Annotated in this window: 19 protein-coding genes; 7 read left to right on the forward strand and 12 right to left on the reverse strand. The window is 70.9% G+C overall.

The genetic code is table 11. The features are described 5' to 3' along the window. Nucleotides 1-164: 164 nt before the first annotated feature. On the forward strand, nucleotides 165-713 hold the full coding sequence (locus O1G22_RS20110; RefSeq protein WP_270082602.1) for a DUF1062 domain-containing protein: 549 nt from the start codon (nucleotides 165-167) through the stop codon (nucleotides 711-713). Between the two features lie 66 nt (nucleotides 714-779). On the opposite strand, the gene O1G22_RS20115 is transcribed toward O1G22_RS20110, so the two are convergent. From O1G22_RS20115 to O1G22_RS20125, 3 genes are all read right to left on the reverse strand, one after another. Then, a complete protein-coding gene (locus O1G22_RS20115; protein WP_270082603.1) occupies nucleotides 780-1,136 on the reverse strand; it encodes a hypothetical protein in 357 nt (118 codons plus the stop codon). A gap of 139 nt (nucleotides 1,137-1,275) precedes the next feature. Then, nucleotides 1,276-1,854, reverse strand: a complete 579-nt coding sequence (locus O1G22_RS20120; RefSeq protein WP_270082604.1) for a hypothetical protein — start codon at nucleotides 1,852-1,854, stop codon at nucleotides 1,276-1,278. Between the two features lie 611 nt (nucleotides 1,855-2,465). Beyond that, nucleotides 2,466-2,798: a hypothetical protein gene (locus O1G22_RS20125; RefSeq protein ID WP_270082605.1), complete on the reverse strand. Its 333-nt coding sequence runs from the start codon at nucleotides 2,796-2,798 to the stop codon at nucleotides 2,466-2,468. A 195-nt stretch (nucleotides 2,799-2,993) separates the two neighbouring features. Between O1G22_RS20125 and O1G22_RS20130 the strand changes: the two genes are divergently transcribed. Continuing rightward, nucleotides 2,994-5,483 carry a SpoIIE family protein phosphatase gene (locus tag O1G22_RS20130; RefSeq protein WP_270082606.1) on the forward strand — a complete coding sequence of 830 codons (2,490 nt, stop codon included), beginning with the start codon at nucleotides 2,994-2,996 and terminating at the stop codon, nucleotides 5,481-5,483. A gap of 39 nt (nucleotides 5,484-5,522) precedes the next feature. Then, complete coding sequence (locus O1G22_RS20135; RefSeq protein ID WP_270082607.1) at nucleotides 5,523-5,813, forward strand: hypothetical protein; 291 nt, start codon at nucleotides 5,523-5,525, stop codon at nucleotides 5,811-5,813. Here O1G22_RS20135 and O1G22_RS20140 read toward each other — a convergent pair. The 7 genes from O1G22_RS20140 to O1G22_RS20170 all read right to left on the reverse strand — a co-directional run bounded on the left by O1G22_RS20140 (nucleotide 5,803) and on the right by O1G22_RS20170 (nucleotide 11,448). Next, nucleotides 5,803-7,086, reverse strand: coding sequence for a hypothetical protein (locus O1G22_RS20140; RefSeq protein ID WP_270082608.1), 1,284 nt, complete (start codon nucleotides 7,084-7,086; stop codon nucleotides 5,803-5,805). The genes O1G22_RS20135 and O1G22_RS20140 overlap by 11 nt on opposite strands. A gap of 73 nt (nucleotides 7,087-7,159) precedes the next feature. Beyond that, entirely contained in the window at nucleotides 7,160-7,657 is a 498-nt protein-coding gene (locus O1G22_RS20145; protein ID WP_270082609.1) for a SigE family RNA polymerase sigma factor, read from the reverse strand. Nucleotides 7,658-7,791: 134 nt separating this feature from the next. Then, on the reverse strand, nucleotides 7,792-8,091 hold the full coding sequence (locus O1G22_RS20150) for a hypothetical protein (RefSeq protein WP_270082610.1): 300 nt from the start codon (nucleotides 8,089-8,091) through the stop codon (nucleotides 7,792-7,794). A 100-nt stretch (nucleotides 8,092-8,191) separates the two neighbouring features. Then, nucleotides 8,192-8,572 (reverse strand): STAS domain-containing protein, encoded by a 381-nt coding sequence (locus O1G22_RS20155; RefSeq protein WP_270082611.1) that lies wholly within the window; start codon nucleotides 8,570-8,572, stop codon nucleotides 8,192-8,194. Nucleotides 8,573-8,834: 262 nt separating this feature from the next. Next, nucleotides 8,835-9,971 carry a sugar ABC transporter substrate-binding protein gene (locus O1G22_RS20160; RefSeq protein WP_270082612.1) on the reverse strand — a complete coding sequence of 379 codons (1,137 nt, stop codon included), beginning with the start codon at nucleotides 9,969-9,971 and terminating at the stop codon, nucleotides 8,835-8,837. Nucleotides 9,972-10,113: 142 nt separating this feature from the next. Then, nucleotides 10,114-10,578: a MalT transcriptional regulator family protein gene (locus O1G22_RS20165; RefSeq protein ID WP_270082613.1), complete on the reverse strand. Its 465-nt coding sequence runs from the start codon at nucleotides 10,576-10,578 to the stop codon at nucleotides 10,114-10,116. A gap of 48 nt (nucleotides 10,579-10,626) precedes the next feature. Then, nucleotides 10,627-11,448, reverse strand: coding sequence for a TrmB family transcriptional regulator (locus O1G22_RS20170; protein WP_270082614.1), 822 nt, complete (start codon nucleotides 11,446-11,448; stop codon nucleotides 10,627-10,629). A gap of 252 nt (nucleotides 11,449-11,700) precedes the next feature. Between O1G22_RS20170 and O1G22_RS20175 the strand changes: the two genes are divergently transcribed. Continuing rightward, nucleotides 11,701-12,972 carry a S53 family peptidase gene (locus tag O1G22_RS20175; protein ID WP_270082615.1) on the forward strand — a complete coding sequence of 424 codons (1,272 nt, stop codon included), beginning with the start codon at nucleotides 11,701-11,703 and terminating at the stop codon, nucleotides 12,970-12,972. 65 nt (nucleotides 12,973-13,037) lie between these two features. On the opposite strand, the gene O1G22_RS20180 is transcribed toward O1G22_RS20175, so the two are convergent. Then, entirely contained in the window at nucleotides 13,038-13,571 is a 534-nt protein-coding gene (locus tag O1G22_RS20180) for a hypothetical protein (protein ID WP_270082616.1), read from the reverse strand. A gap of 261 nt (nucleotides 13,572-13,832) precedes the next feature. Between O1G22_RS20180 and O1G22_RS20185 the strand changes: the two genes are divergently transcribed. The 3 genes from O1G22_RS20185 (at nucleotide 13,833) to O1G22_RS20195 (ending at nucleotide 17,154) form a co-directional block, all read left to right on the forward strand. Beyond that, nucleotides 13,833-15,053 carry an RNA-guided endonuclease InsQ/TnpB family protein gene (locus O1G22_RS20185; RefSeq protein ID WP_270082617.1) on the forward strand — a complete coding sequence of 407 codons (1,221 nt, stop codon included), beginning with the start codon at nucleotides 13,833-13,835 and terminating at the stop codon, nucleotides 15,051-15,053. A 584-nt stretch (nucleotides 15,054-15,637) separates the two neighbouring features. Beyond that, nucleotides 15,638-16,270, forward strand: coding sequence for an RNA polymerase sigma factor (locus tag O1G22_RS20190; protein ID WP_270082618.1), 633 nt, complete (start codon nucleotides 15,638-15,640; stop codon nucleotides 16,268-16,270). A 29-nt stretch (nucleotides 16,271-16,299) separates the two neighbouring features. After that, nucleotides 16,300-17,154, forward strand: coding sequence for a hypothetical protein (locus O1G22_RS20195; protein ID WP_270082619.1), 855 nt, complete (start codon nucleotides 16,300-16,302; stop codon nucleotides 17,152-17,154). A gap of 53 nt (nucleotides 17,155-17,207) precedes the next feature. On the opposite strand, the gene O1G22_RS20200 is transcribed toward O1G22_RS20195, so the two are convergent. Further along, entirely contained in the window at nucleotides 17,208-18,818 is a 1,611-nt protein-coding gene (locus O1G22_RS20200; RefSeq protein WP_270082620.1) for an ABC transporter substrate-binding protein, read from the reverse strand. Nucleotides 18,819-18,821: the final 3 nt, after the last annotated feature.

Consider the following 18,821-nt stretch of genomic DNA (forward strand, 5'->3'; position numbering starts at 1 on the left):
GGCGCCGCTGTGTGCCATTACCGTGCTGCCGAACCGAGTCGTCCAGGCAAGGACATGCCGTTGTACACCCTGTGAGACCTCCCGAGAGCTGATCTGTCGCGCGTCGCGCCTGTGCGCCGCGCTGCTTTTTGCTGCGGCCTTCTCACTGAAACCGGTGTACTTCTGTGCTCAATAGCTGGGTGGTCATGCCCACCTGCCTGCCTACCGTTCTCCGCCGTTGCCACGCGTGCGCGTCCGAGCGCTTCCGGGCGAACGGCAAATTCCGCGTCAACGCGAACCACAAGCTCCTCGACGCCTGGCTGCTCGTGCTCTGTGCCGCCTGCGGGGAAACCGCGAAGCTCACGGTCCTGGAGCGGGTGAACGTGCGCTCCGTACGACCTGAACTGCTGGACCGGATGCACGACAACGACCCTGACCTGGCAGCTGAGTTGCTCCAGGATCCGGTCGTGCGGCGCCGTAACCGCATCGCCCTCGACTGGGCGGGCGCCTGGCGCCTCGACACCGGCGGATCGGATCACCTGGACCGCGAGGTGATCGACGTGTCGGTCCGCTTCGCGGCGCGGATCCCTGTCCGGCCGGTACGACTGATCGCTGAAGGCTGCGCTCTTTCGCGGGCCGAAGTCGAGAGACTGCTCACGGAGGGGAGCCTCGTTTCGGCAGTCCGGCTGAACGGCAGGCTCTCCGGCGACTTCACCTTCACGCTCAAGCGCTGAGCCCTCCCCGGGCCCAAGGCCTGTCCGGCAGGATCCGTCGGACAGGCCGCACCGGGGCCACGGTCCCTAGGAACGCTCGCCGCCTCCGGAAGGGCGGCGGGCGCGACCGGCCCCACCGGCGGGTTCGGTGGCAGGGTCCCTCTGGGAGTCCGCGTGGTGGGTCAGCACCTTCATGATCTCCGAAGCCAGCACGTCCGACAGAGCGGGCGCGAGAGCGTCTGCCAGTGCGGTCGCGAGGGTCTGCGCGAAGAACATCCTCTCCAGTTCCGAGGCACGGGAGGGCGGCCGGGAAAAAGACGCCACGGCCGCTTCCATCAGGGCTCCCGCCAGCGGGTCCTTCGCTTGCCTGCCGCCGGTGCCGGTATGGGGGATTCCGGCATCACGCACCATTTCATCGAAGATCTCGTCGATGAAGGTCTCCAAGGGATCCCGTTCCGATTGTCCGCCGGGCTCAGCTGCCATTGTCGTTCCTCATGTCCTCTGTCCTCGATTGCCCTATGGGGCCTGCCCCCCGATTCCGGCGACTGCAAGGATCGGGGGGCAGGGGTGTCGCCATTTCCTGTCAGTGGCGCATGAGCGCGGCCAGCAGGAGGGGGTTCTCGATGATCGACTCGCCGCGCTCCTCACGACGCCGGCGCATCAGCGCGGCCAGCAGGAGGGGGTGCTCGATGACCGACTCCTCGCCACGCTCCTTACGGCGGCGCGCCAGCGCAGCGAGCAGAAGCGGGTGCTCGATGAACGACTCCTCACCGCCCTCCTCACGGCGGCGACGCATGAGCGCGGCCAGCAGGAGGGGGTTCTCGATGATCGACTCGCCGCGCTCCTCACGACGCCGGCGCATCAGCGCGGCCAGCAGGAGGGGATGCTCGATGACCGACTCCTCGCCATGCTCCTTACGGCGGCGCGCGAGCGCGGCCAGCAGAAGCGGGTGCTCGATGAACGACTCCTCACCGCCCTCCTCACGGCGGCGCGCGAGCGCGGCCAGCAGAAGCGGGTGCTCGATCAGCGACTCCTCGCCACGCTCCTCACGACGCGCCAGCATCGCGGCCAGCAGGAGCGGTCCGAAGGCGGATTCCTCGCCCAGCTCTTCCTGGCCTGCTCCGGCCCTTTCCCGAGTGGGGGTCTCCGTCGTTGCCGTCATGGTTCTCTCTTTCTTCGACGCATGACTCGGCGGAACGCTCGGCTGTCACCAGCTTCGCGCTCCGCCCTTCAATGCCATGGTCGAAGGGCGCGAAATCGACCGCACTTCGATCATCCGCCAGACGGCCGCAGAATTCCCGAGAACTCGCGCTGTACGAAAGTGCGGGTTACGGTCCGGCCTTGTACCGTTCCTCAATCCGGCTCATCCGGTTTCGGCACGGCGGTGATGACGCGCCCGTTCCTGCCGTCCTTCCCTCTCCTTCCGCTATGCCCCCACCTGCCGGGATGGCCGTCTTCCCCGTGCCGCCCCGGTTTTCCTCTCGGGCCGATAGGGCCGGGCAGGCCAGGGGGGCCCGAGGGGCCGGGCGGGCCGGGCGGGCCGTACACGATGCCGTCCCCCTGGAGGTCGATGCGCCGCGCTTTGAGTGTGTCGAGCTGCTGTTGGTGGGCGACGAGCGCAGCTGACTGCGCGACGAGCGTGACAGTCAGCACGGCACCGAGCACAAGGCTGCGCAGCGGGCCACGCGACGCCTCGTTTACGCTGTTCACATCCATTCCTGACTCTGTGTGACGGCGAAAGGGTGAATGGAGAGGCCGAAGGTCCGGCTCGGTCTAGCTCGATGCCGGCGCCGGCGGGGCGACGGCGTCCTTGCCGTCCTTGCCGTCCTTGCCGTCCTTGCCGTCATGACCGTCCTTGCCGTCATGACCGTCCTTCCCGTCCCTGCCCGGGACGCCGATGGGACCGGGAGGACCCGAAGGACCAGGGGGCCCGGACGGTCCCGGGGGGCCGGGCTGAAGGCGTTCCTTGAGGTCGACGGGCTGTGTCTGCAGATTGTCGATCTGTGTCTGCTGGGCGATGATCACGGCTGACTGCGCGACGAGCGCGACGGTCAGCACTGCGCCGAGCACATGGGGGCGCCGCGGGCTACGCAGCGCTTCGATCACGCTTCTCACTGTATTCCTCACGCTGTGTGACGGCGAAAGTGTAAATGAGAAAGTCTTCGAGGCAGCGGAACACAAACAGCCACGACCTCCGTGTCGGGTGTCTGTTGCCGGAGGGCCCTGGGCCGCGCACGTACCATTGCAGTGAGTTCGTGTGCGAATGGCTGCTGCCGGACGGCGGCGGAGCGCGGGGCACGTATGGCGGCTGGAGGCCGGCGCGGCAGGGCAGGGCGACGGGGGCTTGTCGCTCTGACGGCTCTGGCGGGTGCCCTGCTCACCGTGCTGGTCGGGGTCGCCTTCGGGGTGTTGTTCCGGTCGGTCGGCGACATGCGCGAAGCCAATCTGGCGGAACGGCATTCCGTGGCGGCGGAGAACCAGGCACGGCTGGTCGACAACCTCGTCCTCGACGTCGAGACGTACCAGCGCGGCTTCGTCATCACCCGGCAGGCTCAGTTTCTCGTGCCGTGGAAGATCGCCCAGGGCCACTTCCCCACGCAGGCACAGGAACTCGTGCGCATCAGCACCTCCCCCGCCCAGCGCGCACTGGCCCAGCGGATCGCCCGGGACGGCACGTCCTACATCCGCGACTACTCGGTTCCCGTGGTCACCATGGCGCAGCGAGGTGATCCACGGGCGAGCAGTGTCGCGGTGACCGTGGACGGCAAGCACCGCGTCGACGCACTGCGGTCCCTGTTCGACCGCTACACCACCGCCGAGGGCTCCGCCGTCACGGCCCGCGAGGCCACCACCGACTCGGACGCCCAGCGCGCGGGCATCGCGGCCGGGGTCGGGATCGCGGCGTCGGTGCTGCTCATCGCCGCGTACACCGGGTATGTGACGCGAGTGATCGTCTGGCCGGTCCGCCGGGCGGCCCACCTGGCGAGCAGGCTCGCCGAGGGCGACCTGACGGCGCGGATGCCGCGCACCGGCGCGCGGGAGATCGGGCAGCTGGAAACAGCCTTCAACACCATGGCCGGCTCCCTCGAAAGCAGTCTTGAGCAGGCCCAGGAGGCTCACCGCAGGCTCAGGCTCCTCTACGACGCCGGTATGGCCGTGGGCACCACGCTCGACATGACACGGACGGCCCGGGAACTGGTGGGGGTGTCCGTACCGAGGTTCGCCGACTTCGCCACCGTCGACCTCGCCGCGTCCGTCCTGGAGGGTGAGGAACCGACACCTGCCGGCAGTACACCTCTGCGGCGCGTGGCCGGCGAGGGCGTGCTCGACGACGCCCCGCTGGATCCGGTCGGCGCACTGGTCCGGTCCGCGCTGCCGCTCCCGCCGAACCGGCGCTCCGGGTCGACCGCACTGTTCGTACCCGACCTGCGTGCTTCCAGCGCATGGCAGGCCGCTCATCCGCAGGAGGCGGAGCGACTACTCGGCTACGGCATGAACTCGCTGATCGCCGCTCCGCTGATCGAACAGGGCATGCTCATGGGAACGGTCACCTTCTGGCGCTTCCGCGCGAGCAAGCCGTTCGAGAAGGAAGACGTCGCCGATGCCGAGGAACTGGCCCTCAAGGCCGCCGGCGCCATCGACAACGCCCGCCGCTACACCCGTGAGCGCGAGACCGCGCTGACCCTGCAACGCAGTCTGCTGCCGCAGCGCCTGCCCGCCCAGCCGGCCGTCGAGATCGCCCACCGCTATCTCCCCACGAGCACGCGCGCCGGGGTGGGAGGAGACTGGCTCGACGTGATCCCGCTGTCCGGAACACGCGTAGCCCTGGTGGTCGGAGACGTCGTGGGGCACGGGGTCCACGCCTCCGCCGCCATGGGACGACTGCGCACGGCGGTACGCACCCTGGCCGATGTCGACCTGCCACCGGACGAACTCCTCACCCACCTCGACGACCTGGTCATGCACCTTCCGGGGGTCGGCGAAGCGACGACCGGGGAACTGGGCGCGACCTGCCTCTACGCGGTCTACGATCCGGTCTCCCGGCGCTGCTCCCTCGCCAGCGCCGGCCACCCGCAGCCGTTCGTCCTCGCCCCGGACGGCACAGTGACGGCGGTGACCGGACACGCCGGCCCCCCGCTCGGTGTGGGCGGCCTGCCCTTCGAGACCACCGAACTCGAACTGGCCCCGGGCAGCACCCTGGCCCTGTACAGCGACGGCCTGGTGCACTCCCGGGAGCTCGACCTCGACCACGGACTGGACCGGCTCCGCGACGCGCTCGTCTCGACCGCGCGGTCGGCAGGCTCGCTGGACGCCGCCTGCGATGCCGTCATGGACGCCCTGCTCACGGCGCCCCCGTCCGACGACGTCGCCCTCCTGCTCGCCCGGACGCGTGCGCTGTCGTCCGACCAGGTCGTCACCTGGGACATCCCCGTCGACCCGGAGTACGTCGCACACGCCCGGACGCTGACCACCGAACGGCTGGAGACATGGGATCTGGAAGAGTCCTCCTTCGTCACGGAACTGGTCGTCAGCGAGCTCGTGACCAACGCCATCCGCTACGGCAGACCCCCGATCCGGCTCCGCCTCATCCGCGACACCTCCCTGATCTGCGAGGTCTCCGACGGCAGCAGCACGGCACCCCACATGCGGCGGGCCCGCAGCTTCGACGAGGGAGGACGCGGCCTGCTCCTGGTCGCCCAGCTCACCCAGCGATGGGGCACCCGGCACGGCACGGCCGGCAAGACCATCTGGTGCGAGCAGGCCCTGCCCACGCCGGGGCAACGATGGTGACGACCACCCAGCTCCCTCATACCTCGGAGAACGACAGTCATGACGAAACTCCGCGAACGCAAGAACAACCGGGCGGCGGTCCTGCACTGCCTGTACGGGGCCGTCGAGGACAACCGCCCCGAAGTCAGCGGATCGGCGCTGCACGACGGGCTGCGCCTGCCCGACGACGATCTCTCCGCCGCCTGCGCCTACCTGGCCGACGAGGGCCTGATCAGCGTGGAGTGGACCACGCACCACACCCCCGCCGCCGTCTCGCTGACGCACGAGGGCATCCGCCTGATGGAGGAGTGGGAGGAGGAGCGGGAGGAGGAACAGGGTCTCAGGACGTGAAGAAGTGCTTGTCGAGGGCGATGTCCAGGAGCTGGGACATGGTCAACGCCGGGTGGGGGCGGGTCACCGGGGCGCTTTCGGCGTAGGAGTTGACCTCGCGGACCGCCAGCCGGCGCCCGTCCGGGTACAGCGCGTCCACCATCCAGACCTGGGCCGCGCCGCCCTTCTCCGAGGAGCCCTGGACCTTTTTGACACGGGTGCCGTCGGACAGTGTGGTGGCCTCGCAGTGGCCGGAGACACCGGTGCAGTCCATGTGTCCGTCCAGGAGGTCGGTCATGCCGTACTGTGCGTCGGCCTCGACCATGTTCTTCCCGTGGCCGTCGTCGTAGACCAGCTGGATCAGTCCGTCGTCGGCGTTCAGGTCGGAGACGGTTCCGCCCCGGGGCAGGTGTGACCTCAGGACCTGGGTCATGCGTGCGCCGGGTACGCGGTTCCTCGTGGTGGTCCGGGTGGTGGAGGGGGTTTTCTCCGGGGTCGGCAGGGCGCTGATCGCCTTGTCCCATGCCGGGCTGCGCACGATCGAGGTCAGCTGGGCGATGGACAGCAGCGGATCGGCACCGCCGGCCGATGCCTTCTCGCCGCCGCCGGCGAACTCCTGCACCGTCAGCTGGACCCGGTCAGCGGTGGTGAGCACGACGTACCAGCGCTTCTGCCCGGTGTCACTGCTGGGGTAGGTGAAGGACTTGGTGGTGTTGAGCACCCCGCCCCCGGGGAGTTTCTCGGTGGTGCACTTGTCGTAGGGGCGCACCTCCACCGGGAGGCAGCCGCCCTCGCCCTGCTGGTCGGCGGGGATGCCGGGGTCCAGGCGGGTGAGGGCGATGTCGAGGCCGGCGGAGCCCCGCGCGGTGGAGTAGGTGAGCTTGGCCGTCGGCCAGACGACGGGCGGGCCGGCCTGGGACGCCGTACCCGAGGCCGCCGAGACGCTGCCGCCGGAGGGCAGCAGGCTCTTGAACGTGCGGAGCATCTCATCACCGCTGACCGACGAGGGTGCCCGGGACGGCGACTGCCCGGTGGAGCGCGCCGGGGCGCCGGCCCGCAGCCGGCCCGGGTCGCCGGCGCCGTGGCCGCCGAAAGCGCCCGTCGTCAGCAGAGTGCCGCCCACCGCGACCACCGCCACGGCCGTGCCGGCGACGCGGGCGGCGGCGAGCAGCCGCATCCGACGGCCCCGGGCGACGGAACGCCGTACCAGGTCGGCGGAGTGGGGCGGGAACTCGCCGGCGGTGCGGCTCATGGCGTCGGTCAGCTCTGTCTCGAACGCCTCGTCGAGGGACATGATGGGTCTTCTCCGTTCTGCTGGGGCCTGCGTGCTGGAGCTCTCCGGGGCGCCGGGGCGTGCCGTCATGTCGTCACGCCGCCAAGTCGGCCAGGTCGGCGCCCAGCAGTGCGCGCAGGCGATGCAGTGCCCGCATGCTCCTGGCGCGGACGGCTCCCGGCGACAGCCTGAGGGCCTCGGAGGTCTCCTCCACCGAGCGGTCCTCCCAGTAGCGGAGCACCAGCACCGCACGGTCCTTGGCCGTCAGCCGGGCCAGGCCGTCCAGCAGCGCCATGCGCAGCTCCGCGTCCGGTGCCGGGCCTGCCGCCTCGGGCAGCCGGTCGCTGGGACGCTCGGTGGAGCTGCGGCGACGGCGCTGGGAGAGGTAGGTGCGCACCAGCACGGTGTCGGCGTAGGCCACCGGGGAACCCGCGCGGCTGACCCGCCGCCAGGAGCGGTACATCTTGGCGAGGGTCTCCTGAACCAGGTCCTCGGCAAGGTGCCAGTCGCCGGTGAGCAGGCAGGCCGTCCGGAACAGAGGCCCGCTGCGGGCGGCTGCGAACTCCAGGTAGTCCGCGGGTGCTTCCCTCACCGTGTGTGTCCTTTCATGGTCGGACGTCATCTCTTACACGCGGTGAGGGGGCTTCCGCGTTACACCCCGGGCAAACCGAAGGCACCCCGCCGGTCGACGGGGTGCCTCAGCGGACCGGTCACGACCGCACGCGGTCACGATGAGGTGGTGGTGGAGCCGCTGCGGTTGTACAAGGGGGTGAGAGCGGCGAGCTCGCTCCAGGCCTTGCTGAGGCCGCTCGGGAGCTTGAGGTTGAGGCCGGCCTGCCACTGCCGGCCCGTCGTCTTCGACTGCTGCCAGGCGTAGGAGCAGCTGGGCACGTTCCAGGGGCCCCGCCACACCCAGTCCTGCCAGGTGTTGCGCGCCTGCTGCACGCCGATCGACTGCGTCTTGTCGGGGGTCGACCAGTTGCCGGCGATGTCGGTCTGGGAACCGTCGTAGTGCTCCAGGCACACCGTGCCGGCCGCCGAGGCCGCCCCGGGGGACGCCGGCCTGTCGGAAGGTGCCGTGCAACGGAGTGGCCCCCGACCGTACTGGTCAGGGGCCGTTCGGCGGTCAACGGTGCGGGGCGACCGCGTCGACCAGCGTGTCGTGGATCCTGAGGTCATGGGTGGGGTTCGTGACGCGCAGGAATCTGCGCACCCGCCCCGGGGGAACCACCAGGCGCACCGCACCCCCGCGCCGGGCGGCCATGTGGTGGGCGCCGATGAGCGCGCTCAGCCCGTGCGCGTCGCAGAAGGTGACGTCGCCGAGATCGATGATCACATGAGGCCGGCCGCCGTGATCGGCCACCAGCTCTGCAAGGTGCGCGCGCAGTCCCGGCACGGTCAGCATGTCGATCTCCCCTGCCAGACTGGCGACGGTCCAGCCGGCGAGGAGGGCCAGGGACACTCTCAGCTTCGCGACTCCCTCCCCCCGTCGGTCTTCGCTGCTCATAGCGCACCTCCGATCGCACCCTCACAGGCAGCGTCATCGCCCGGCAGGGGGATCGGCAGGGGGCGGCCGGTCCCCCTGGGGCGCCGTACGGCCCTCCTGCAAGGGCCGAACGGCCCCCGCCGGGATTCGGGTGAGGGGAGCACGAGAGCACACCGAAGGTGGCGAACCCGGTCGTGGTGGCCGCCGGGAAGGGCGAGCACGCCGAGGGCGGGGCCGTGGCCGTGGCCGGGAGCGCCCAGCGAAGCCGACAGGGTCGGGGCCGCTACTTCAGGCCGATCGCGGCGCAGTCCGCCGCGTATGCCGGGGTGCAGATGTCCGCGACGGTGTAGACGCCGTCCGCGATCACCGTCTGCTTGATGTTGTCCCGGGTGAGGGCGACCACCGGCACGAGCCGCGCGGGGATCTTCTTCGTCGTCGGGCTGTCGACCGTGTCGCGGGTCAGCGCGTCGAACTGGATGTCCTTGCCCTTGACCTTGTCCACCGCCATCTGCGCGGCGTCGGTGGCCTCGTCCAGGAACGACTTGTACACGGTCATGTACTGCTCGCCCGAGACGATCCGCTGGACCGCGTCCAGGTTCGCGTCCTGCCCGGTCACCGGCGGGATCTTCGTCGCGCCCGCTGCCTTCAGCTCCTCGATGACGGCGCCCGCCATGCCGTCGTTCGCCGAGTAGACGGCGGCGATGTTGCTCAGCCCGACCGACCGGATCGCCTTCTTCATGTTCGCCTTGGCGATCGCGGGCGACCACTTGTCGGTGTCGTACTGGGCGACGATGTCGACCTGGTTCTGGAGTTCGCCGAGCGCGCCCTCCTTGAACCGGGCCGTGTTCGGGTCGGCGGGGTCGCCGTTCATCATGACGACCTTGCTGCTCGACGCCTTCGGACCGAGCGCCTGGACGATGGCGCGGGCCTGCACCTGGCCGACGAGTTCGTTGTCGTGGGAGACGTAGGCGTCGACCGGCCCCTGTGCGAGGCGGTCGTACGCGATCACCGGGATGCCCGCGTCCTTGGCCTTCTGCACGTCCGGCGCGATGGCCTTGGCGTCCAGCGCGTCCACCAGGATGACGTCGACCTTCTCGGCCACCATCTGCTGGAACTGCCGGCTCTGCGTGGCCGGGTCCGCCTCGGCGTTGGCGTAGACGACCTTGCCCTTGTCGTGGGTGAGGGTGGCGACCTCCTTCTGGATGATGGGGTGGTCGAACTTCTCGAAGCGCGCGGTGTCCTTGTCGGGCAGGAGCAGGCCCACCACGATGGCGTCGCCCTTCGGGGAGGCGGAGCCGCCGCTGCCGACGACGTTGCCGAGGGAGCCGCACGCGGTGAGGGTGAGAGCGGACGCGGCGGCGGCCAGGACGATTCCGCCATGGCGTACGGGGGTCCTGTGGGGGGAGGTTGGAGCGTTCACAGCAGGTGCCTTCCGGGGGGATGGGGCAGCTGGCAACCCAGGTGGCGGAAAGCCAAACGAAAACCACAGGAAACGTCAAGATGTAAGGACAACACGGTGATTGAGCCGTGACCACCGCACTCGTGACCGAACTCTCCCAAGGTCACCGGGACTTGGCGCGCCGGACGGAAACCCCAGGTCGGCGGCCCCGGGGGCAGCCGCGGGTCAGGCCCAGCTCGCCCGCCCGTACGCCGGCCTGGAAGCGGGAGCCGGCGTCGAGGGCGACGAGCAGTTCGGCGACCCGGCGGCGGTAGGTGCGCAGTGACATGCCGAGGTCCCGGGCCGCCGCCTCGTCGGTGACACCGGAGCTCAGGGCACGCAGGACCCTGGCGGCCCGGGCATCGATCCGGGGCCACTGCGCAGCCAGGAACGCGGCGAGGTCGGTGGCGCTCTCCCAGGCGGCTTCGAAGAGCGCGTAGGCTCCGCCGACCAGGGCCGGCGCGCCGCTCATGGTGTACGTGCGCCGGCCGTGAGCGGCCCTGGCGGGGAACACCGGGTCGGTGAGGATCATGGTGCGCCGGTCGATGATGACGGTTCCCTGCAGGAGCGGGGTGGTCGCGATCCGCACCTCGAAGCCGTGGGCGGCACCGCACCGCCGTCATCCCCGACTGAGCGCTCACCGGCCCGGCTCGGCCTCCGGTCCGGGCACCGCCTCCGTCCACACCGTGTGGAAGGCCAGCCGCAGACAGCTCGCGAGGGCCGGGTGTTCGATGAAGAGGGTGGTGGTGGAGCCGGCGCCGGCCACCGGGTCGGGCATGTCGCACAGGACGAGGGAGGCGTCGGCGATGACGAGCTTCAGCGGCAGCTCGGGAGCGAAGCGGGCCTCCTCCCCCGCGGCGGCGAAGCGCCGTACGTGCTCCAGCTGCCCGGGGTCGTCCAGGGCGTCGTCGAGGTAGATCGCGCGGACGGTGCCGCCCGCCCGGTGAAGCCGGCGGACCACCGCGATGCCTTCGGTGTTCTCGGCGGGCGCGACGAACGGCGGTTTGCAGAAGGTGAGAAGTTCGTGGCGGGCCTGGCGCTGGATGTCGGCGAAGCGCTCGGCGATCCGCTTCGGGTCGCGCAGGATCTCGATGTAGTCCAGGGGGTCGGTATGGTCCTGCCCCTGGGTCCACAGGGGCTGCAGGGCACCGGCCAATGTCTGCGAGACCCGCTCCAGCCGGTCGACGGACTCCCGCTGCACGGCCATCAGCCGGGCGAGGGCCAGCTCGGGCGTCACGGCGGAGTACGTGGTCACCCGCCCGGGGTGGGCGGTGGCCAGCTGCCGCCGGACGAGGGCGTCCAGCACGTCGTACACGCGCTGGCGCGGCACGTCGGCCTCCCGGGCCGCCTCGGCTGCCGTGTAAGAACCACGCCTGATGAGCGCCAGGTAGACCCGTGCCTCGTACCGGGCCAGGCCCAGCGACATCAGGTCGCTGATGGTTCTGTCTTCAAGCTCCATGGCTGCACAAGGTACCCGCCGCTCCTGAGGAGTTGGGGCCAAGGTTTTACCAACTGGCCCTGTTCTCTTCGGCAAATGGTCAATAATCTCCTTCGTAGCCACCACTGACCGGGGTGGCAGCACACACGATGCCCGTAAGACAGCTCCGCTCGGCCACCCCCAACGGAAAGCGGTTGTCATGCACTCGACAGTGCAGCTCCCGCCTCCGGCCGCCGTCCCGGAGCCACCCATCCCCCCACGGAGGGCAGTTCATTGCATTCCCATCGCCGAAGGAACCCGATACGCCGCGGCGCGCCCGCCCTGCTGTCCGCAGCGGCCCTGATCACCGGCGGCCTGGCCGTCGTCTCGCAGTCGGCAGCCTTCGCGACCACAACCACCACGACCACCACATCCACGGCCTCCACGGCGTCCGTCGCCACGGTGCACACCCACCGGCTCTGTTCCGAGCCGAGCAAGCCCGGATACATGGCGTGCGAGGCGGTCGAGCGCACCGACCTCAAGACGCAGAAGTCCCTCGGCCACCACGACACCCCCAAGGGCTTCGGGCCGGCCGACCTCCAGGCCGCCTACCACCTGCCCAAGGACGCCGGCAAGGGCGCCACGGTCGCGATCGTCGACGCCAACGACGACCCGAACGCCGAGAAGGACCTGGCGGCCTACCGCTCCCAGTACGGCCTGCCGGAGTGCAGCACGAGCAACGGCTGCTTCAAGAAGACCGACCAGGACGGCGGCACCAACTACCCGGCCCCCGACTCGGGTTGGGCCGGCGAGATCTCCCTCGACGTCGACATGGTCAGCGCGGCCTGCCCGCAGTGCAAGATCCTGCTCGTCGAGGCCAAGTCGGCCAGCATGGACGACCTCGGCGCGGCCGTGAACCAGGCCGTCAAGCAGGGCGCCAAGTACGTCTCCAACAGTTACGGCGGCAACGAGGACGCCACCGACACCAAGGCCGACGACCAGTACTTCAAGCACCCCGGCGTCGCCATCACCGTCAGCTCCGGCGACAGCGGCTACGGCGTCGAGTACCCGGCCGCCTCCCCGTACGTGACGGCCGTCGGCGGCACCTCGCTCAAGAAGGACAGCAGCACCCGCGGCTGGTCCGAGTCCGTCTGGGGCACGTCCGCCGGCGGTGACGGCGCGGGCTCGGGCTGCTCGCAGTACGAGGCCAAGCCGTCCTGGCAGAAGGACACCGGCTGCGGCAAGCGCGCCGTCGCCGACGTCGCCTCCGTCGCCGACCCGGCCACCGGTCTCGCCGTCTACGACACCTACCAGGCGAGCGGCTGGAACGTGTACGGCGGCACCAGCGCCTCCGCGCCGTTCATCGCCGGTGTCTACGCCCTCGCGGGCACCCCGGGCACCGGCGACGTCCCGGCGTCGTACCCCTACGCCCACCCGGACCAGCTGAACGACGTCACGAGCGGCGCCAACGGCTCCTGCGGCGGCTACCTGTGCCAGGCGGGCAAGGGCTACGACGGCCCGACCGGTCTCGGCACCCCGAACGGGACCGCCGCCTTCACCAAGTGACGGGCGACGTCCCCGCATAGCTCCTCACCGCGCCCCGCCGGTCCGTCCGGCGGGGCGCGGTGCCGTCAACGGCACTTGTGCGCATGGCACTTGGGGCCGGTCGCCGGGGTGCCCGGCCCGGGGGTGGCTGTCGTGGTCGTGCGCTTGCCGGGCTTGCCCCCGACGTGTCTGACGGGGGTGGGGGAGGCGGAGGGGACGCCGGGCTCGTTCGTGCCGGGGCCGAGGGACGGCGCGGCGGGGAACGGCAGGTCCGGCAGGCCGGCCAGGGCGTCGCGCATGTACCGGGTCCAGATCTCGGTCGGGATGTCGCCGCCGAACACCTTCCGCAGACCGCCCATGCCCGCCAGGGACTGGAGCTGCGGGTGGGCCGGGTCCTCCTTGACCAGGACGACCGAGGTGGCGAGTTGGCGGGTGTAGCCGATGAACCAGGCCGACCGGTAGTCGTCCGTGGTGCCGGTCTTGCCCGCCGCCGTACGGCCGAGGGCCTGGGCCTTGGCCGATGAACCGCTTCCGCTCACCGGTACGGCGCCTGCCACGGCCGTCCGCCGCACGGCTGCCGGCAGTGGTGGCTGCGGCGGTCGGCGCCGGGTTCCGCTCATGGGCGTGGATCACCTGCTTCTTGCGGGGAGGAATCGCATCCCAGTGCCGCGAGGCGGAGCGTCGCCGTATTCGGATCGGGGCGCGGAGCGCCCGTACCGCTGTCGACACCAACCGGGACGACACGAACACACGTTCCGGTGATCGCTGGTTGGGGTGGCGGCTGCGGGATCGGGGCACGCGTGTGCGGTGGTCGTACGTATGGTCCTTGAACGGGGTCGGGATGGGCATCACGTTCCGGTCGGGGACCGTGAGGAGGCGAGATGACGCAGGTGAGCGCGGCTGTGGAGGCTGGGCATGCCCGGTACACGTACCGGCTGCGTGTGTCGTCCACCGCGCGCACTGCCCTGGCGGCGGAGTGGGACCGGTGCCGGTGGGTGTGGAACGAATGCGTCGCCAAGTCCAGGGCCGTACACCTGCACAACAAGGCGGCCGAGGGGCAGCAGACGTGCGGCCCGGCGCAGCTCGACAAGATGCTGACTGAGGCCCGCGCCCGTACGCCGTGGCTTCGTGAGGGCTCGTCGGTTCCCCAGCAGCAGATCGTCCGCGACTTCGGCCGCTCCCGCGCCAAGGCGCACAAGGACATTCGGCAGCGGTTCCCCATGGCACGCCGGGCCGGGATGCCGAAGCACAAGAAGAAACGCGAGGCACCGGCGAGCCTCAACTACACCAGGCGGGGATTCCGGCTGAAGCACGGCAGGCTGCACCTGGCGGGCGGCATCGTCCTGACGGTGGTGTGGTCGCGGGAATTACCGGCCAAGCCGTCCTCGGTGCGGGTGTACCAGGACAGCCTCGGGCACTGGTATGCCTCATTCGTCGTCCCCGCCCAGGTCCAGCCCCTGCCTCAGACCGGCCGTGTACTCGGCGTCGACTGGGGCGTGAAGGAGACCGCGACCACCACGTCCGACGCACACGACCTGCCGCACGCCGAGCACGGCAAGAAGGCTCAGACGAAGCTGACCCGGTACGACCGGATGATGGCCCGCCGCAGGCCGAAGAAGGGCCAGGCGGCCTCGAAGGGCTACCGCGAGGCAAAGCAACTGCGGGCGAAGGCGTACAAGAAGATCGCCAGGCAGCGTGAGGACAGCGGCCGCAAATGGGCCAAGAAAGCCGTCCGTGACCACGACGCCATCGCTGTCGAGGACTTCCGTCCGAGGTTCCTCGCCAGGACCACCATGGCCCGTAAGGCCGCCGACGCCGCCATCGGCGCCACCAAGGCCGCTCTGATCGAGATGGGCCGCAAGCACGGGCGGGACATCCGCCTTGTCCACCCCGCGCACACCACGATGGACTGCGCGCACTGCGATGCGAGAGCCAAGCATCGCCTGCCGCTGGGTGAGCGCACCTACACCTGCACCGCGTGCGGAACGGTGTCTCCACGAGACAAGAATTCCGCACGCGTGATGCTCGTCCGGGCTGGTCTCAACCCGGCTGGTGCCGATGGCAGAAGACCTCCTGGAGCGCTGCTCCAGGAGGCGGCCTGAGCCAGGAATCCCCTCCCTTCAGGGAGGGGAGGATTCAATCTGCTCTCAGTACCACTGCGGCGCGGTGGTGTCGTGGGCGGGCTGCGGTGCGGGCGCGTGTCCGTCCACTGCACGAGCCGTGTCTCTTGTGCTGGCCGCCGCCGCGACCGTCCACGGACAGAGCGCGGCAGGCCGGAAGTGTTACCGGGCCTCTTGCAAAAAGCCCCGGCGTTCACGCCGCGGGCGGAGACGCCCTTGAGGCTGTTGAGAGGTACGCACTCATGCCACCGGACCGTCCCGTCCCGCTCCGTGCCGTCCGCGGGGGGAGACACGGACGGCACGGAGACGGGGGCCGGGACGGTCTGCGGCACCGGCGTGGGCGAGCGGTCTCCCTCGGCCTGCCTGGTACCGCGCCCGGCACTCCCCCAGCGCACGGCCCGCGCGAAACGTCACCCGGCCCGGCCGGCACCCGCGGGACCGGGAGGACGCCTGAGGCGTTGTGACATTTCTGTGACTACAGACGCTGTCCATCATGGGCCGTCGGCGCGACCGGAGCGCGAGGGACGGCAGGGACTCGCCAGGAACCGGCGCGAACGAGGACGATCTTGGGCCAGGCACGGCAACCCCGGCGCGTACAGCCGTACGACGGGGAACTGGGCGCAGCCGTCGCACGGGCCCAGGACGGCGACGAGGCCGCTTTCGCGGTCGCCTTCCGGCTCGTCCAGCCGGGCCTGCTCGGCTACCTGCGTGGCATCGTCGGCGACGACGCGGAGGACGTGGCGTCCGACGCCTGGCTGGACATATCCCGCGACCTCGGGCGGTTCAAGGGCGACGGCGCGGGCTTCCGCGGCTGGACCGCGACCATCGCCCGGCACCGGGCGCTGGACCATCTGCGCCGCCAGCGCACCCGGCCCCGGGCGGGCGGCACCGAGCAGGACGTGCTGGACCTGCCCGCGCAGCACAGCACCCACGAGCAGGCCCTGGAGTCCCTCTCCACCGAGCGGGCACTGGAACTGGTCCGCGGGCTGCCCAAGGACCAGGCCGAGGCGGTACTCCTGCGCGTCGTCGTCGGCCTGGACGGTCCCGCCGCCGCCCGCGTCCTCGGCAAGCGCCCGGGAGCAGTGCGCACGGCGGCCCACCGGGGTCTGAAACGCCTCGCCCGCCAGCTGGGCTTCGGCGGCGAGACGGAGCCGGGTGTGACGGATCGCGCCGCCCGGACGCTGGGGGAGTCGACATGAACGGAAGCGGACATGAGACGGAAGCGGACATGAGTGAAGGTCCGAGCGGCGGCGGATTCCCGGGCCGTCGACGTGAGCCTGACGGCGCTCTGTCCGACCCCCGGTACGCGCGGGACGCCGCCGCCCTGGAAACGGCCCTGGCCGCCGCCATCCGCGCGGCCGACGTCGACCCCCGCGCCGAGCAGCGGGCCGTGGCCGCCTTCCGGGCCGCCCGCGACACGGGCGCGCACCGGGCCCGCACCCGGCGCCGGGACGACTGGCGCCGGCGCGAGGAGCGGCGGGCCCGGCGCCCGTTGCGGATGACGCTCGGCGTGGTGTTCGCGAGCCTCACCCTGGGCGGGGTCGCCGTCGCGGCCATCGGTTCCGTCGCCTCCTCCAGCCACGGCACCGGCCACGGCTCCGCGCACCCGTCGGCGGTCGCTCCCGGCCGGCCGGGCGACACCGCCTCCTCGGCGTCCTCCGGCGGCCTCCCCCCGACCGACAGACCGGCCACCGCCCAGGACACCGAGGCCCACTGCCGCGCCTACGAGCACGTCCGGGGCCGCGGCAAGGCGCTCGGCGCCAAGGCCTGGCAGGAGCTCGTCACCGAGGCCGGCGGCGAGGCCAAGGTCGCGGCGTACTGCACCGAGCAGCTGTCCCGGGCGACGGCCGCCCCGACCAAGTCCGCCGACGCGGACAAGTCCGGCGACACGGGCAAGTCCAGCGAGGGCACGGCCGCGGGCGCGGGCAACGGCAGCTCCGGCGCCTCCGGCAGCTCCGGCGGCACGGGCAAGTCGGGCGGCTCCAGTGGCTCCGGCAGCGGCGCGTCCGGCAGCTCGGGCGGCACGGGCAAGTCGGGCGGCAGCGGCGGGGCGGGCGGCCAGGGCGGCGGCAAGCACAGGTAGCCGCCGCCGTACCCCGTCCGCCCGCGCTCCCAACCCCGCCGAGCGGACGTCGGTCACGAAGTGCGGCTCGGGATCACGCAGTTCTTCGGCTGTTCCCGGCCCGTGGGCCAGCCGAGGCCGATGAACTTCAGGGTGCCCATCCTCTGCCGGCCCGGATCCAGTTCGACCACCGCGACCGGTTTGTCGTACGGGTTTCCACCGCTGGTCAGGCAGATCAGGCCGCTGGTGCCCTGCACGCGGTGGGCGGACTGGAGCTGGGCCCACTCGCCGCCGACGTCCTGCAGGCTCGGCACATTCGCGGCGTCGCCGCTCTGCGCCTCGTGCAGTGCCCGGCCGATGGTGACCATGCCGTCGTAGTTGAGCATGGTGCGGGAGTCCTCCAGGTCCGGTGTGGAGCCGAGGCCCGTCCCCGCGTGGAGTGTGCTGGTGATCAGCCGCTTCAGGTTGTCCAGAGCCGCCTGGGGCTCGGTGAGGTACTGGGGGAGCTCGGCGTCGGTGGGCTCGCGGTGGTGGGCCGCGACCCAGTTCTTGCGCCAGGCGGCCAGTTCGGTGCTCCAGGCGTCCGGGTGCGCGGGGGCGGCGTACTGCACCGTCACCTTCGCCGTGCCGCCCGTGCCGCGCAGCTCCTCCCAGTCGCCCGCCGTCATGTTCTGCTGCAACGAGGCGGCGTCGGCGCCGGTGATGATGGTGTAGTGCCGGTTCTCGCAGTCCAGCTTGGCGAGCTTGAGCGCGAAGAGCCGCAGGTGCAGATTGCGCCCCGCGAAGTAGATGGTGTCGGCCGAGCTCTGGCAGATGTTGTTGGCTATCTGTTCGAGCTGGTTGCCGGTCGAACCCGCCTCGTCGATCGCCGGGGAGGTGAAGCGCATCGCTTCGGGACCGGGCGGACCCGTCTCCTTGATCCCGCTGAACGCCTGCGCCAGCGACTCGTCGTAGGCGTCCTGGCGCGTGTCGTAGACCACCACCGTCTTGCTGTTCTCCCGGTCCTGCGCACCGTTGAAGTTGGCCAGCGCCTGGGCCGCGTCGTGGTTGGTCGTGATGATCCGGGCCAGGCCGGGGAACCGCGGCTTCGCCAGCCCGTCCGCGTTCGCGATCTGGTCTCCGGTGATCCGGGAGGCGAGCACGGGAACGCCGTGTTCCGTCAGCTGCGCGATGGCGTCCTTCGTGGCGTCGAGGCTGAGGTTGAAGCCGGTGACGGCGCGCAGCTGGTCCTTCGGCGAGCCGGCCATGCGCACCAAGGTGTCCACGACCGTCGCCTGGTGCCGGTAGTCCTGCCCGGGGTTGGCCAGCACCAGCTTGATCTTCGGCGGTTCCCCCTCGCCCGCGTTGGCCTGCAACTGCCCCAGATACGCCCCCTGCAGATCGCTGCGGATCTCCCGCCGCAGGCCGGCCTTGTCCGACTGCAGCGGCAGCACCATCGCCACCGTCACATGGGGCTGGCCCTCGATCTTCTTGTTCTCCTGGGCGATGGCCCGGACCACGGCGGTGATGTCCCCGTTGCCGAAGTCGTAGCCCGAGCCGTTGACGCCGACGCACTCGCCGCCGATCCGGTCGACCCCGTCGGCACAGGTGTCCGGTCGGTGGAGGTACGACCAGAGGAACACGCCCCCGGTCACGGCCACGGCCGCGACGAGCAACGCGTAAAGGATCTTCTGCCACCTGGGCATCCC

The organism is Streptomyces camelliae, assembly GCF_027625935.1.
GTDB lineage: Bacteria > Actinomycetota > Actinomycetes > Streptomycetales > Streptomycetaceae > Streptomyces > Streptomyces camelliae.